At 70.6% G+C, this 14,988-nt stretch carries 16 protein-coding genes; 7 read left to right on the top strand and 9 right to left on the bottom strand.

Annotated elements, in window-relative coordinates; translation table 11 throughout:
- Nucleotides 1-61 precede the first annotated feature (61 nt).
- Nucleotides 62-232, top strand: coding sequence for a hypothetical protein (locus EZ313_RS23225; RefSeq protein WP_167772520.1), 171 nt, complete (start codon nucleotides 62-64; stop codon nucleotides 230-232).
- Here EZ313_RS23225 and meaB read toward each other — a convergent pair.
- The 4 genes from meaB to EZ313_RS05560 are packed head-to-tail and all read right to left on the bottom strand — an operon-like array spanning nucleotide 226 to nucleotide 4,133.
- On the bottom strand, nucleotides 226-1,440 hold the full coding sequence (gene meaB, locus EZ313_RS23220; protein WP_167772519.1) for a methylmalonyl Co-A mutase-associated GTPase MeaB: 1,215 nt from the start codon (nucleotides 1,438-1,440) through the stop codon (nucleotides 226-228). The genes EZ313_RS23225 and meaB overlap by 7 nt on opposite strands.
- 5 nt (nucleotides 1,441-1,445) lie before the next feature.
- Nucleotides 1,446-3,128: an acyl-CoA mutase large subunit family protein gene (locus EZ313_RS05570; RefSeq protein WP_135262200.1), complete on the bottom strand. Its 1,683-nt coding sequence runs from the start codon at nucleotides 3,126-3,128 to the stop codon at nucleotides 1,446-1,448.
- Nucleotides 3,125-3,547: a cobalamin B12-binding domain-containing protein gene (locus EZ313_RS05565; RefSeq protein ID WP_135262199.1), complete on the bottom strand. Its 423-nt coding sequence runs from the start codon at nucleotides 3,545-3,547 to the stop codon at nucleotides 3,125-3,127. Before EZ313_RS05565 ends, EZ313_RS05570 begins: the two co-directional genes overlap by 4 nt.
- On the bottom strand, nucleotides 3,528-4,133 hold the full coding sequence (locus EZ313_RS05560; protein ID WP_135262198.1) for a TetR/AcrR family transcriptional regulator: 606 nt from the start codon (nucleotides 4,131-4,133) through the stop codon (nucleotides 3,528-3,530). The genes EZ313_RS05565 and EZ313_RS05560 overlap by 20 nt, the downstream gene beginning before the upstream one ends.
- A gap of 126 nt (nucleotides 4,134-4,259) precedes the next feature.
- Between EZ313_RS05560 and EZ313_RS05555 the strand changes: the two genes are divergently transcribed.
- The 6 genes from EZ313_RS05555 to EZ313_RS05530 all read left to right on the top strand — a co-directional run bounded on the left by EZ313_RS05555 (nucleotide 4,260) and on the right by EZ313_RS05530 (nucleotide 9,754).
- Nucleotides 4,260-5,294 (top strand): VWA domain-containing protein, encoded by a 1,035-nt coding sequence (locus tag EZ313_RS05555; RefSeq protein WP_135262197.1) that lies wholly within the window; start codon nucleotides 4,260-4,262, stop codon nucleotides 5,292-5,294.
- A gap of 86 nt (nucleotides 5,295-5,380) precedes the next feature.
- On the top strand, nucleotides 5,381-6,085 hold the full coding sequence (locus EZ313_RS05550; RefSeq protein WP_135262196.1) for an RNA polymerase sigma factor: 705 nt from the start codon (nucleotides 5,381-5,383) through the stop codon (nucleotides 6,083-6,085).
- Nucleotides 6,086-6,448: a hypothetical protein gene (locus tag EZ313_RS05545; protein WP_135262195.1), complete on the top strand. Its 363-nt coding sequence runs from the start codon at nucleotides 6,086-6,088 to the stop codon at nucleotides 6,446-6,448.
- Nucleotides 6,449-6,492: 44 nt separating this feature from the next.
- Entirely contained in the window at nucleotides 6,493-7,467 is a 975-nt protein-coding gene (locus tag EZ313_RS05540) for an SDR family oxidoreductase (RefSeq protein ID WP_240788536.1), read from the top strand.
- 6 nt (nucleotides 7,468-7,473) lie between these two features.
- The gene (locus tag EZ313_RS23435) at nucleotides 7,474-9,270 is read left to right on the top strand and encodes a family 1 glycosylhydrolase (protein WP_205960339.1); all 1,797 of its coding nucleotides are present in this window, start codon (nucleotides 7,474-7,476) and stop codon (nucleotides 9,268-9,270) included.
- On the top strand, nucleotides 9,263-9,754 hold the full coding sequence (locus tag EZ313_RS05530; RefSeq protein ID WP_135262193.1) for a hypothetical protein: 492 nt from the start codon (nucleotides 9,263-9,265) through the stop codon (nucleotides 9,752-9,754). The genes EZ313_RS23435 and EZ313_RS05530 overlap by 8 nt, the downstream gene beginning before the upstream one ends.
- Nucleotides 9,755-9,758: 4 nt before the next feature.
- On the opposite strand, the gene EZ313_RS05525 is transcribed toward EZ313_RS05530, so the two are convergent.
- From EZ313_RS05525 to EZ313_RS05505, 5 genes are all read right to left on the bottom strand, one after another.
- Entirely contained in the window at nucleotides 9,759-10,565 is an 807-nt protein-coding gene (locus EZ313_RS05525) for an alpha/beta hydrolase family protein (protein ID WP_135262192.1), read from the bottom strand.
- A complete protein-coding gene (locus EZ313_RS05520) occupies nucleotides 10,549-11,700 on the bottom strand; it encodes a DUF3182 family protein (protein ID WP_205960338.1) in 1,152 nt (383 codons plus the stop codon). Before EZ313_RS05520 ends, EZ313_RS05525 begins: the two co-directional genes overlap by 17 nt.
- Before the next feature lie 159 nt (nucleotides 11,701-11,859).
- A complete protein-coding gene (locus EZ313_RS05515) occupies nucleotides 11,860-12,663 on the bottom strand; it encodes a crotonase/enoyl-CoA hydratase family protein (RefSeq protein WP_135262191.1) in 804 nt (267 codons plus the stop codon).
- A 15-nt stretch (nucleotides 12,664-12,678) separates the two neighbouring features.
- Complete coding sequence (locus EZ313_RS05510) at nucleotides 12,679-14,442, bottom strand: feruloyl-CoA synthase (RefSeq protein WP_240788535.1); 1,764 nt, start codon at nucleotides 14,440-14,442, stop codon at nucleotides 12,679-12,681.
- Nucleotides 14,443-14,542: 100 nt separating this feature from the next.
- Nucleotides 14,543-14,971, bottom strand: coding sequence for a hypothetical protein (locus EZ313_RS05505; protein ID WP_135262189.1), 429 nt, complete (start codon nucleotides 14,969-14,971; stop codon nucleotides 14,543-14,545).
- Between the last annotated feature and the right edge of the window lie 17 nt (nucleotides 14,972-14,988).

Genomic DNA, 14,988 nt, shown 5'->3' with positions numbered 1-14,988 from the left:
AGTCGCCCGGCATAGCATGAACCTCCTGCGGTGTCGCCCTGCGACCCGAAAGGAGCCTTCCATGCTGTCACGATCCGTCGTCCGTCCGCTCACCGTGTTCCTGATCGTGCTCGCGGCCGCGCTGGCCGGTTGCCAGACGACCGGGAGGTCCCCGAACAGCGGCACGTCGGCGGGCAGCACGAGCGCCGATCCTGGCGGCGGCGCCGGCGGGGGCGGAGGCGGCGGCTACTGAGCCTGCGTCGCGCCGGTCTGCGGCGCGCTCCCGGCCACTTCGACCGGCCGGTCCAGCACGTACACCGTGCCGTGCAGCAGCGCCACGTGCGCGTCGTCCCGCGCCCGCGTGATCTTCACCTGGTAGCTGCCGATCTTGCGTGAGCGCGAGACCTCGGTCGCCTGCGCGATCAGCCACTCGCCTTCCTCGACGGCGGTCGAGATGCTCATCCCGCTGTCCACCAGCGTGGCCATCTGGCCATGGGAGTTGCAGGCCAATCCCAGCGCCATGTCGCCGAACGCGAAGATGGCGCCGCCGTGGCAGCGATTGTTGAAGTTCATGTGCTCGCGCCGCACCTGCATGCGCAGCGTCACGTTGCCGGCGGACGCCGACACGAGCTCGATGCCTAGCGACTGGCCGAAGTTGTCGGCCGCCAGGCACCCGGTCACCACCGTCCGTGCCTTGTTCTCGCCGACGGACGCATGGCGCAGCCCGCGCTGTGGGCGATCGTCCAGCCAGTTCAGGAGCGCGTCCATGCCTTCGCCGGAAGTCGCGCACACTTTCCGGACCACGGGCGTCCAGCTCGCGTTGCGGCGCAGGCCCAGCATGGATTGCAGTTCGGACTCGGTCCTTCGCGCATCGGGGAGGTCCGCCTTGGTGACAACGAAGACGTCGGCGATTTCCAGCACACCGGCCTTGATCGCCTGCACTTCGTCGCCCAGGCCGGGCGGGCAGACGACCACGCGCGTGTCGGCATAACGGGTGATCTCCACCTCGGACTGGCCCGCGCCCACCGTCTCCACCAGCACGACGTCGAAGCCCGCCGCGTCGAACAGGTCGATCACGTCGGCGGCGGCGGTCGCCAAGCCGCCCAGGTGCCCGCGCGAAGCCAGCGAACGGATGAACACGCCTTCGTCGGCCTGGTGCTCGCCCATGCGGATGCGGTCGCCCAGCACCGCGCCGCCGGTGTAGGGGCTCGACGGATCGACGGCCACCACGGCCACGGTGCGGCCGCGCTCGCGCAGGCCCTTGATCAAGGCGGAGACCAGCGTCGACTTGCCGCCGCCGGGCGGGCCGGTGACGCCGATCACATGCGCCCTGCCCTGGTGGGCGGCGATGGCGCGGCGCACGTCGATCGCGCGCTCGTCGCCGGCTTCCAGGCAGCTGATCGCCTGCGCCACCGTGCGGCGGTCGCCGCGCAGGATTCTCCGGGTGAGGCTCTCGTCCAAGGCGGTCACACCATCGCCAGCACGTGCCCGAAACCCAGTTCCTCGCGCAGCGTGCGGCAGATCTCGCCGTGGGTCGCACCCGCTTCGGCGGCCGACACCACATGGGCGAACACGTTCAGCTGGGGGTCGTTGGCCGACCGCGCCAGCTCACCGAGGGCCTTCTGCACGTCGGCGTTGGAGCGGCTGCGCTTGAACTGCGCAAGGCGCTCCAGGTAGGCCTTCATGCGCTGCGGGTCGGGGTACTCCAGCGCCGGATAGTCGGCCGGGTCTTCCTCGACCTGGTAGGCGTTGACGCCCACGAGCGTCTGCTCGCCGCTGTCGATCTTCTTCTGGAAGGCGAGCGCCGAGTCGCCGATCATCTGCTGCACGATGCCCTTCTCCACCGCCTGGTACATGCCGCCGGCTTCGTCGATCATGCGGATGAGGGATTCGATCTTCTTCTCCATCTCGTCGGTGAGCGCCTCGACGAAGAAAGAGCCGCCGAGCGGATCGATCACATCGGTGAGATGCGCCTCTTCGCGCAGCACGTTCTGCGTGGCGACAGCGATGCGGGCGGCGTCGGCCGTCGGCGTGGAGAACACCTCGTCGTAGCTGTCCGTGTGCAGCGACTGCAGCCCGCCGAAGATGCCCGCCATCGCCTGCGCCGTGACGCGCGCGATGTTGTTCAGCGGCTGCTGGCGCGTGAGGTCCACGCCCGACGTCTGCCCGTGGAACTTGAAGCGCCAGGAGCGCGGGTCTTTCGCGCCGAAACGCTCCTTGCACAGGCGCGCCCAGATGCGGCGGCCGGCGCGGAACTTCGCCACTTCCTCGAAGAAGCTGATGGAGATGTCGAAGAAGAAGGTGAAGCGGGGCAGGAACTCGTCCGGGTCCATGCGGCGGGCGATGCAGTCCTCCGCGTACTGGATCGCCGAGCAGAGCGTGAAGGCCATGGCCTCCGCCGGCGTGGCGCCCGCCTGCTGCATGTGCTGGCCGACGACGGAGAGCGGATTCCAGCCGCGCACCTGCTCGTTGCAGAACGCGATGTGGTCCACGATCACCCGCCGCGCGCCCTGCAGCGCGAGCCGGAAAAACATGTGGTTGGCCACGAAGTGCGAGATGCAGTCGCTCTGGTTGGAGGTGCCGGTGATGCGGCTCCACGGCACGCCGCGGCGCCTGGCCACGGCGAGCTCGAAGGCCAGCAGGGTGAACGGCGTGGGATCGTTCATCGCGGTGGAGATGTCGCCGATGGGCACGCCGTCGAGCGCCGCCTCCATGTCGCCCACGTGGTTGATCACGGTGCCGCAGGTGCCCAGCAGCTCGGGCGGCACTTCGTCGGCGTCATAGCCGCGGAAGACGGAGTTGCAGGGCAGCAGCGACAGGGCCGATGCGCCCAGCCGCAGGACTTCCTTGACGCGCAGGTTGTAGTCCTCGGGCACGCCCAGGCCGACCAGCTGGCGCTGCGACCAGCTGCGGCCGCGGTACATCGACGGGTAGATGCCGCGCGTGTACGGGTACTGCCCGGGATAGCCCAGGTGCTGCTCGCAGGCCTGGCCGTTCCAGTCGCGCGGCGTGTAGAGCGGCTTGATCGGAATGCCGGAACGGTTGAAGGTCGTCGCATCACCGGGAACGGCCGCGGCGAATTCGGCCGACCAGCGCTCGTGGCCCTCTTCCGGCAGCTCGCCGGGCGTGGGCTTCAGGATGGCGTTCATGCGGAAGCTCCTTGCATCTGGCGGCGCTTCGCGGTGAGCGCCCGGACCTCGGCCACCACGTCGTCGAGCGACGTGCCGGGATGGAACACGCGGGCGACGCCGCTTTCGAGCAGCACGGCCTCGTCGCGATGGGGCACGATGCCGCCCACGATGACCTGGACGTCCCCCATGCCGGCATCGCGCAGCGCGGACATCAGCCTGGGCACGATCAGGTGGTCGGTGGCCAGCGAGGAGATGCCGATCACGTCGGCGTCCTCTTCCATCGCGAGCTTCACCACGGTGGGGATCTCCTGCCACGGCGGCGTGTAGATCACCTCCATGCCCGCATCGCGCAGGCAGGCGGCGATCACGCGGCTGCCGCGGTCGTGCCCGTCGAACCCGATCTTCGTCACGATCACCCTAGGCGGACGTGCGGCCATCCTGCGTCTCCTTCACCAGTCCCACGAATTTCCTCGCCAGGACGCGCGGGGAGTCGCGTCCCTGGGGGTCGAACCAGAACGGGGCCCAGTTGAGCGCCCCGATGAGCATCAGCCGCAGCGCGCGGCGGTCGGTGCCGGGCGGCAGCGGCAGGCGCGCCATCACGTCCCGGAACGCGCGTTCGTAGTTCTCGCGCAAGGCGCGCAGGCGGTCGGCGATGCGCGGAATGTCGTCCGGCAGCACGCGGATGAGGACCTGCGCGTAGTCGCTGTCGCGCAGCACGGTTTCCAGGTGGGCCCGGCACAGCGCCTCCAGCCGCAGCCAGGGATCGGACTCGCGCTCGACCGCTTCTTGGCCGGCCTTCTCCAGCTCTTCGACGCCCGCACGGTAGACCGCGAGAAGCAACTCGTCCTTGGACGGGAAGTGGTAGTAGAGGGAGCCCGACAGCATGTGGGCCGCGACCGCAATGTCGCGCATGGACGTCGCCGCATAGCCGCGCTGCGCGAACAGGCGCGCCGCCGCATCGAGCAGCTCGGGCATGCGGTTGTCCGCGCGCGGGGCGCGCAAGGCTTTCTGGGCGGCGGGCATGAATAGCAAACGTTCGTTTGGTTTAGTCTGCGCAAGAACGCCTGCGGAGTCAACACGCGCGGTTGCCAACGCGCCGCTTCGGGCGCACGATGCCGATGCACTGCACCAGCGCGGCGAGCATCCGAGATGTTTTTCCTGTGGCCTCAATACCTGTGGTTGATGCTCGGGCTCGCGCTGCTGCCGGTGCTCTACATCTGGCTGCTGCGCCGCCGGGCACGACTGGCCGTGCGCTACAGCAGCGTCAAGGTCGTCCGCGAAGCAGCAGGCTCGCAGTGGCGCCGGCACGTGCCGCCCGCCCTGCTGCTGCTGGCGTGCGCCGGACTGCTGCTCGCGTCGGCGCGGCCGGTGGCGCGGGTGGCGCTTCCCTGGGCGCGCACCACGATCATCCTGACCATGGACGTGTCGCTCAGCATGCGCGTTACCGACGTGAAGCCCACCCGGCTGGCTGCCGCGCAGGATGCGGCCAAGCTCTTCCTGCACGACCTGCCGGCGGACATCGAGGTCGGCCTGGTCACCTTCGCAGGCAGCACCCAGGTCGCGCAGCGGGCGACGCTGGACCGCAAGTCGCTGGTGGCGGCGATCGACGGCTTCCAGATGCAGATGGGCACCGCCGTCGGCAACGCGATCGTGATGAGCCTGACGGAGCTGTTCCCCGACCACGGCCTGGACCTCGAGGAACTGGCGGCCGGCGGCAGGCTGCACGGGCGCAGCCTCGACGAGAAGGACAAGCCGCCACCCAGGAACATCAAGCCGGTTCCGCCGGGCTCGTACCGCTCCGCCGCGATCATCCTGTTGAGCGATGGCCGCCGCACGACCGGCATCGACACGCTGCTGGCGGCGAAGATGGCGGCCGACCGCGGCGTGCGCATCTACGTGGTGGGGCTGGGCACGGTGGACGGCGAGGCCGCTTCCGCCGAGGGCATGCCGATCTACCTGCGGCTGGACGAGCCCACCCTGCGCGAGGTGGCGCGGATGACGGGCGGCGAGTACTTCTACGCGGGCACCGCCGAGAAACTTCGCAGCGTCTACGAGAACCTCGGCTCGCGCGTGGAGATCGTCACCCGCGAGAACGAACTCACCGCGCTGCTCGCGCTCGCATCGGCGGTGGTGATGTTCGCCGCGGGAACGCTGTCGGTGCTCTGGTTCCGGCGCATCGCCTGAACGACTTGAATCGCGGTAGCGTTCCCCCGGCGGGAACGCGCGGGCCTCGTGCTGCGTCATACGTCGGCACGGAAGGTCCCCATCCGATGAGTTCACCCCAACCGCTCCCCCCGCGCCCCGATGCGTCCACCGAACCGGAGTTGCTGTCGCGTGCGGCCGCCGGCGACGCCATGGCCTTCGAGCTCATCATGCGGCGCCACAACCGCCTGCTGTACCGCACGGCGCGCAGCATCCTGCGCGACGACGCGGAAAGCGAGGATGCGGTGCAGGACGCCTGGCTGAAGGCGTGGCGGGCGCTGCCCACGTTCCGCGGCGAATCGCGCCTGTCGACCTGGCTCGTGCGGATCGCGATGAACCAGGCCCTGTCCCGCGTGCGCCGGCGCAGCGGCGTGGTGGTGCCGCTCGGCGCGCCCGGTGTTCCGTCCGAGGAGGAGACGTCGATGCAGCCGGACACCCCCATGCACGATCCCGAGCTCACCGCCCAGCGCGCCGAGCTGACGCGCATCATCGAGCGCCACATCGACCGGCTGCCGGAGCAGTTCCGCTCCGTGTTCATGCTGCGGGCGCTCGAGGAGATGAGCGTCGAGGAAGTCGCGCAGGCCCTCGGCATCCAGGAGGCCACCGTGCGCACCCGTTTCTTCCGCGCGCGCGCCCAGCTCAGGGAAGCGCTCGCCCGCGACGTCGACTTCGCCATGGACGACGCGTTCTCTTTCGACGGACCCCGTTGCGACCGGATCGTGGCCGGCGTGATGCGGGCCATCCTCACCGACCCCACCCAAGGAGATGCCTGAATGGAAGCAGGATTGATGTTCCGCACCGCTGTCGTGTTGCTCGCGCTCACCGGCGCCGGAGGGCTGCTGATGGCCGGCCTGCGCTTCTCCGGGCGGCCGCGTCCACCCCACTGGATGGCCATGGGCCATGGCCTGCTGGCGGGAAGCGGGTTGACGCTGATCCTGTACGCCGGGATCGTCTCGGGCTTCCCCGGCGGCGCAGCCCTGGGGCTCGCACTCCTGGTCGTGGCGGCCCTGGGCGGCCTGATGCTGAACCTGCGCTACCACGCCAATGGGCTGGCACTGCCCGTGTGGATGGTCCTCGTCCACGCGGCGATCGCGGTCATCGGCCTGGTCGTGCTGGCCGTCGCGGTATGGAAATAGGTTGGCGACGGCAACGCAGGTCCGCCACCGATGGCGGCAGGCCGGTGGCGGTGATCACCGGCGCGTCCGCGGGCATCGGCCGCGCGAGCGCCATCGCGTTCGGCCGCATGGGGTGGCGGGTGGCCCTGCTGGCCCGCGGGCAGCCGGGCCTCGAAGGCGCTTCGCGTGACGTACAGGCCGCGGGCGGCGAGGCGCTCGTCGTCCCGTGCGACGTGGCCGATGCCGAGCCGGTGAAGGCGGCGGCCGATCGCGTGATGCGCGAATGGGGACAGCTCGATGTCTGGGTCAACAACGCGATGCTGTCCGTGTTCGGCCCGTCGTGGGAGGTGCCCGCGGCGGAGTGGGAGCGGGTCACGCGCGTGACCTACCTCGGCGCCGTGAACGGGACGCTGGCGGCGCTGAAGCACATGCGCCCGCGCAACCGCGGCACGATCGTGCAGGTCGGTTCCGCATTGGCGTACCGCTCGATCCCGCTGCAGGCGCCCTACTGCGGCGCCAAGTCGGCGCTGCGCGCGTTCACCGATTCGCTTCGCAGCGAGCTGCTGCACACCGGCAGCCAGGTGCGGCTGTCGATGGTCCACCTGCCGGGCGTGAACACGCCGCAGTTCAACTGGACGCGGACCCACATGCCGACGCGGCACCGGCCGGTCGGTCCGGTCTACCACCCCGAGGCGGCCGCCCGCGCGATCGTCAAGGCAGCGCTCGACGCGCCGCGTGAACTCTGGGTCGGCGCGCCCGTGCTCGAGGCGCTGCTCGGCACCATGCTGGGGCCGGGGCTGCTCGACCGGCTGCTGGCCCGCACCGCCTTCGGGCCGCAGCAGGCCAAGGGCTCGACGGACACGAGGTTCGACATCCTGGACGCCCCGGCTGCGGCCGATGCCGGCGTGGAAGGTCCTTTCCCGGACGGCGCGCGGCGCCGTGCGCACGCGCTGAATCCCGCAGCCGTGCGCGGCGCGATCGGCTTGGCGGTGCTGGGCGCCTTCTTCACCGCTGCTTTCGCCGGCCGACGGAACAGGTGAAGCCCGATGATCCGACGCGTCGCGTACCGCAAGGCCCTGTGGGCGGGCGCCGCAGGCGCAGCGGCGTGGGAAGCGGCGGCCCGTCCGCTGATCCTGCTGGGATGGCCCGTCGCGGACATCGTGCACCTGCTGGGAACGGTGGCGCTGCCGGATGCAGGGCCGCTCGGCTGGTGGCTGGCCGGCATGGCGGTCCACCTGATCGTGGGGGCGTTGTGGGCGGCGTTCTATGCCTACTTCTTCTGGTCCCTGCTGCCGGTGCGTCCCGCGCTGCAGGGGCTGGCGTTCTCGTTCATCCCGATGCCGCTGGCGATGTTCGCCATGCGCCCGCAGCTCGAGCTGATGAACCCGCTCGTGCAGCAAGGCGTCATGCCCTTTTCCGGCTTGTTCGGCACCGAGGGCGGCTGGGCGGGACTGCTGGCCATCGCAGCCGGGCACCTGGTCTGGGGCGCGACGCTGGGCGCGCTGTACACGCGGCCGGTGGGCCGCAGCACCGGCAGTTCCCCGCCGCCGATCGCAAGGTCCGGGCGGCCGGCGCCTGAAGGATCAGCCGCCGCGCGCGACCTGCGCTTCCTCTTCGCCACCGGCATCGAATGCAGCTACCCCACGCTGGAAGGCGGCCGCTGGCGGCTCGACCTGATGGAAGCAACCGGCCACTACCGCCACTGGCGCACCGACCTCGAACTGGTGCGCAGCCTCGGCGTGCAGGCGCTGCGCTACGGCCCGCCGCTGCACCGCGTGTTCGAGGGGCCCGGCCGCTTCGACTGGTCCTTCACCGACGACGTGGTGGCGCAGATGCAGCGGCTGGGCATCGAGCCGATCATGGACCTGTGCCACTTCGGCCTGCCGGACTGGCTGGAGAACTTCCAGAACCCCGAGGTGCCGGATGCGCTGGCCGAATACGCCCGGGCCTTCGCGGCACGGTATCCCGCGGTGCGCCTCTACACGCCGGTGAACGAGATGTACGTGTGCGCGCGGCTCAGCGCGCTGGAAGGTGCCTGGAACGAGCAGCGCCGCGACGAGGTGTCCTTCGTCCGGGCGGTGCGCCACCAGGCGCGTGCCAGCGTGCTGATGATGCAGGCGATCGCCCGCGAGCGGCCCGGCGCGATCTTCGTCAACAGCGAGAGCAGCGAGTTCTACCAGGCCTGCTGTCCCGATGGACGCATCCAGGACATCGCCACGTTCGAGAACGAGCGGCGCTTCCTCCCGCTGGACCTGCTGTACGCGCGGCCGCTGGGCGAGCAGATGCGCGAACACGTGCGGCGCTGCGGCATGCCGGACGCCGAATACACCTGGTTCATGAACCAGGACGTGCGCCGGCGGGCCATCCTGGGCGTGGACTATTACGACTGGAACGAGAAGGTGATCGACCACGCGGGCTCGCCGAGGTCGCTGGGCGAGCTGTTCGGCTGGACCGTGATCGCCGGCCAGTACCACGCGCGCTACCGCCGGCCGCTGATGCACACCGAAACCAACCACATGGACGCGCGCGAGGGACCGCGATGGCTCTGGCGCCAGTGGCACAACGTGCAGATGCTGCGCGCTTCGGGCGTGCCCGTGGTGGGCTTCACCTGGTATTCGCTGATCGACCAGGTGGACTGGGACGTGGCCCTGCGCAGCCCGCGCGGGATCGTGAGTCCCGTGGGCCTGTTCGACCTCAACCGCGATCCGCGCATCACGGGGCAGGCGTACCGCCACCTCGTGAAGATGTATTCGAAGGAGCTGGAGGGCGACCCGCGCATCGAGGACGTACTCCACGCCAGCGGAACCGCCGTTCGCGAAGAGCAGGAGGCGGTCCATGCTTGAGATGCTCCGCGCCCACGGGCTCGACGCGGGCCCGACGCAGCGGCCGCTGGCCGCCGGCGCGATCGCGGGCTTGATCGCGGACCTTCCGGCGATCGGCGTGCTGTTCGCGTTCGGAAGCCTGGACCGGCTTGCCGACGCCGCTGGTGCTGCGATGCCGGCCACCCTCCTGCTGCACGCCGCCGTGATGGCCCTCGGGGGCGCCGGCTACGGCCTGCTGTTCCAGCGGGCCGCCAACGATCCCGCGGGCGGCTGGCTGTTCGGCATGGCCTACGGCTACCTGCTCTGGCAGGCGGTTGCGGTGCCGCTGCTGCAATGGATCCCCGGCGATCCGCTCCTCACCGGCCCCCCCGCGCTGGGCCTGCTGCTTGGACAGCTCGCCTGGGGATTGGTGCTCGGCGCCGTCTTCGGCTGGGTCCACCGGCCGCTGCGCAGCGGGTTGGAGGAGAGGACGCCCGCCGCGGCTCGAAAGGGTGGATGGCGGTAACGCGCTAATCCGCTTCGCCCAGCGCCTGCTCGTCCGTCGTCGCCAGCGGTTCCTGCGCCCCCGGGCCCGTGCTGCCCGTCCGGGCGCTGAGCACCATCTCGCCCATCCAGTGCACCAGCAGCGCCGTGTAGGCCTGCTGCCACTTCTTCTCGGTGAGCGCATGGTCGGCGTCCGGGATCACGCGGTAGGTCAACGAACGTGCGCGCGTGAAGGCGGCCTTGTAGTTCTGGATCGTCTGGTGCGGCACCACCGGGTCGTGCTCGGATTCGACGATCAGCGCATCGCCTTCGAACGCCGAGCAGGCACGCAGCGCGCGGTTCTCTTCCGCGGCGACGCGGCTGCGCCGGTACGCGGCCAGGTCTTCGCGCTTGAGCTGACGCTTGGGCACGTGCCAATCCTCGTCGCGGTACAGCGCCGGGACCCGCAGCGCGAGCCAGCGCACCTGTCGCATCGCAGTCACCAGCGCGGCGAGGTAGCCGCCATAGCTGCTGCCGACGATGGCGATGGCGCGCGGGTCGACGACGGGATGGCCGACCAGCACGTCGTACGCGGCCAGCACGTCCTGCAGGTTCTCCTCGCGGCTGACGGTGTTGTACTCGTCCTGGTGCCGCACGTGGCCGCGCAGGTCGAACGTGAGGCACACGCAGCCCAGCGCGGCGATCTCGTGGGCGCGGGCGATGTACTGGTCCTGGCTGCCGTCCCAGCCGTGCACCAGCAGCACGCCGGGCACCATGGTGTCCGGCGCGACCAGGGTGCCGTCGATGTGCTTGCCGTCGACGGCGATGTCGATCGTGTTAGCTCGGGTGGACATCGGGATCGACCACGGTGTACTTCGTCAGCGGCCCGGCCTTGGGGTCCTCGCCGCGGTAATGGACGATGGCGTGCGGCGGCGGCTCCGGGCTGTCGCCGAAGATCTCGACGCCCATCGCTCGCACGCGCTTGCGCGCCGGCTCGCGGCGGAACACGTCCAGTGCGGCGAGCTCGGGGCCGGTGGCGCCGCCCACCCGCCACGACTGTTCCAGCACGCCCGAGCGCCAGCGTCCGCGCGTGCAATGCCCCAGCGCCACGTCGTAGTTGCGGCGCGATGCGAAGAAGCCGGGGAAGCACGCATGCGCCGCTTCGTCGTAACGCCGCGCCTGGGCGATGGCGTGGTCGAACTCCGGCGCGGGGCCCTGCCCCAGCAGCGCATCGAAGCCGCCGCGGACCACCGTCAGGTCGGATCCGCCGAACACCTCCTGGCCCGTGTTGCTGCGCGTCAGGCGCTGCACGCCCCAGTAGCTGGCGACGAGGTCGTCCAGTTGCACCTGTCCCACGCTGAAGGTGCGCACGTCCGCGAGCTGCTCCTCCAGCACCACGCCGTGCACTTCGATCTCGTCCGCATCCAGCTGCTGCAGGACCGACTGCAGTTCGGACGCATCGCGCGCGACAGACTGGCCGGCGCCGCCCTTTCCGCGCACCGGCTTGACCCGCACCGGCCCCTTCTGCAGCAGGCGCAGGCCGGCACGATGGGCATCGTCGCGGCTGAATGCGGAGTGGCCGTCCAGCAGCACGTCGCCCAGCCGCGCGGCGAAGTCCGGGTTCCAGCCGCGCGGACTGGCCGCCGTGGGATCGACCAGCGAATGGCTGATCGCCTTGGTCGCCATGAACGGCTGCGGCACGACGCCGCCGAACAGGTCGGAAGGGCCGCGGATGCCCAGGCGCGCCGCCTGCTGGCTGGTGATGGTGTCGCTCGGCACGAAATAGACGCTGCCCTCGTAGGAGCGTCCCGGCTCGTAGACGCCGGCGTCCTCGTAGCCCTTGAGGCGCGCGATGGCGCGGACGAAGCCCGCGAGCGTGACGCGGTCGTGCGTGCACCCCGGCTCGCTTCCGTCGGGCGCGAGCGCGACGACCGTGCCGCGAACGGCCGCGTCGGCACTCAACACGGCGCTGCTGATGGCGGCAGACAAGGGCCCTCCTTCCGCTTCGGCGCGGCCGGACCGGCGCGCCGCCCGACCCACTCTAATGGCCGCTTCCGGGCGGCATGTCGGACGAAGGCGCGAGATGCGGCGCGCGGAGCGGCGCTCGCGTGGCTCAGCGTCGCGAGCGCATCACGGTGGTGCCGGCCCTCAGCGGAATTGCGCCGCGCGACCCTCGAGCGCGGACCGCACGGCCTCGACCTGGTTCGGGCTGCCGATCAACGCCTGCTGCTCGCGCGATTCGGCCAGCAGCACCGCGCCGGCCCGCACGGCTGAGGCAGCATTGAGCAGCCGCTTCGCGGCACGCTGCGCATCGGGACTGCCGGCGGCGATCTGGCGCGCGGTGGCCCGCGCCTGTTCGAGCGGGTCGTCGCACACGCGCGTGGCCAGGCCGATCTGCACCGCCTCCGGTCCTTCGACCACGCGGCCGGTGAAGGTGAGTTCGCGGGCGACGTCGGTGCGGAGAAGCTCGGCCATGAAGACGCAGCCGGCCATGTCGGGCACCAGGCCCCACCGGATCTCCATCACCGACATGCGCGTGTCCGGCCGCACGTAGCGCACGTCGGCGCCCAGCGCGATCTGCAGGCCGCCGCCGAAGGCGAGGCCATGCACGGCGGCGATCACCGGCACCGGCAGCTCGCGCCAGCCCCAGGCCACCTGCTGCCAGGCGTTGGCCAGGCCGTGGGTGCGTGCCATCAGGTCGTCGAAGCCTTTCCCGCCTTTCGCGATGCCTTCGAAGCTGCCTTTGTCCAGGCCGGCGCAGAAAGCGCGGCCCTCGCCGTGCAGCACCACGGCGCGCACCGACGCGTCGCCGCGCAGGCGCTCGATCGCATCGCGGATCGCTTCGAACATCGCGGGGTCGAGCGAGTTCATCTTGCCGGGACGGGCGAGCGCGACTTCGGCCACGCCGTCGGCGCCGACGCTGACGCGCACACGCGTTTCGGTCTGCTGCATCGATACGCTCCCGGGTCAGGCCGCGAGGATCACGCCCTCGCCGCCCGCATACAGGCTTTCGACCAGCGCTGCGCGGCGCTGAAGCACCGCCCGCTGGTTGATGTAGCCCTTGTCGGTGATCTCGCCGGCATCGGCGCTCGGCGGCTCGGTGAGGACCAGCGCGCGCGTGGGGCACGACGAGGACCCAGCGCCTTCGTCACGCAGCTTGCGCAGCGCGGCGCCGATCTTCGTCGCCAGCTCCTGCGGCGGCAGGCCCGCGGCCGCGGGCGACGGAAACACCAGCACGCCGATCTCGTGGCGGTCGTGGCCGGTGACCACCACGTCCTGCGCGAAGGGCGCCAATGCCGACACGACCTTGACGCGCAGCGTGCCGACCGAGACCCAGGTGCCGGTGGTGAGCTTGAAGTCCTCGGCCACTCGGCCGTTGAAGACCACGCCGCGCTCCGGATGCGCTTCGTCCGCGAGGAAGCCGGCATCGCCGATGCAGTAGTAGCCCTCGGCATCGAAGGCTTGCGCGGTGAGGTGCGGGGCGTCGCGGTAGCCGGGGAAGATGCTCACGCCACGCACTCGCAGTTCCAGCTTCTCGCCGTTGGGCACGAACTTCATCTCCAGCCCGGGCAGCACGCCGCCGATGACGCCGGCGCGATCGAGCTGCCAGTGTGCGCTGGTGATCGCGGGTGAAGTCTCGGTCGAGCCCCAGGACGTCGTGAGCCAGACATCCTCGCCGCGCACCTTGCGCGCCAGGGCCTGCAGCCTTTCCCAGGTGGCCTGCGGCAGCGCGGCGCCGGCGTAGAAGAGGACGCGCAGCCGCGCGAACACCTTGCGGGCCAGCTGCGCGTCGGCTTCCAGCAGCGGGAGCGCGACGTCGAACCCGCGCGGGACGTTGAACCAGATGGTCGGCTGCACCTCGGCGAGGTTCGCCAGCGTCTTCTCGATCAGCCCGGGCGCGGGCCGTCCTTCGTCGATGACCATCGTGCCGCCGTTGCGCAGCACCATGTGCAGGTTGTGGTTGGCGCCGAAGGTGTGGCTCCACGGGAGCCAGTCGACCAGCACCGGCTTTTCCTTCTCGAGGAAGCGCCAGGCCTGCGCGATCATCTGCTGGTTGGCGCAGAGCATGCGGTGCGTGTTGATCACCACCTTGGGATGGCCGGTGGAACCGGACGTCAGCAGGTACTTGGCCTGCATGTCCGGCGTGATGGCCTGGTACGCCTTGCGCACGCCGGGACCTTCCTTTTGCTCCAGCAGCGCATCGAACGGCAGCGCGCCGCGATGCGTCTCTGCACCGCGGCCGAACACGACGGGGCACTGCAGTCCGCTGGACGCGACGGCGGGGCCGTACACCGCCGCATCGGAGGCGTAGACCAGGGCCGGCCCGAGCGTGTGGAGGATGCCGTGGACCTTGCTGTAGTCCCTGGTCAGCCGGCAGTAGGCGCTCGACACCGTGCAGACGGGAATGCCGACGTGCATCGCGGCCAGCGCGAGCAGCAGGTGCTCGAGCGCGTTGTCCGAGAGCACCACGACCGGCGCGTTGGCCGGCAGCTTCATGTCCAGCAGCGCCTGCGCGATGCGGCCGATGCGCTCGCGCGTCTGAATCCAGCTCAGTCGCTGCCAGCCGCCGTCGGGCTGGCGCTCCACGAACGCGAGCGCGTCGGGCGTGGTCGAGGCCCAGTGTTCGATCCACTCGCCGATGCAGCGCGCATAGGGCTTGAGCGCCTCGGGCGAGCGCAGCACGAAGCAGCCGTCGTCCAGCGGCACGCGCACCGCCCGCGGCGGGGCCATGAGCGAAGGGTCAGCTAGCCATTCCAGCGGCATGTGTTCCTTTCCGGTACAGCGGGCAGGCACTGTACCGGCGCGACACGCCGCACCGGGCTAGGGAAACTCAGGCTTCGACGCGCGCGCCGGGCCAGACGCGCTCGGGCGCGCCATTGCGCTCACGCGGCGCGGGACGCACGGGCGGCGCGGCTTCGTAAGGTTCGGCGGTGGCTGACAAGGGCTCGAGGCTCTCCGCGTCGAGCTCGAGGCGGATCACCTTGACCACCGGGCCGGCCGGCAGTTCGCGCGGGATGCGGCTGCGGTCCACGTAGACATTGCCGAGGCCCGCGCCGTCCTTGCCCTTGAAGACGGGCAGCCATTCGACGATGGTCCGCGGCTTCAGCCGGAACTTGAGCCCGGGCGCGGCGCGCACCAGGGTCGCGACAGCCACGCTCGGGTCCATGTCGGTCCAGCCGTCCTCGTTCGGCGTGACCTGGACCACCTGGCCGTCCAGCACGGCACGGATGAGATCGGCATTGGGGACGTTGGTGTTCACGATGCACTCGCATGAAT

Origin of the sequence: Ramlibacter henchirensis, from assembly GCF_004682015.1 — a bacterium.
Taxonomy (GTDB): Bacteria; Pseudomonadota; Gammaproteobacteria; order Burkholderiales; family Burkholderiaceae_C; genus Ramlibacter; species Ramlibacter henchirensis.
This window is presented reverse-complemented; position numbering and strand designations above follow the sequence as displayed.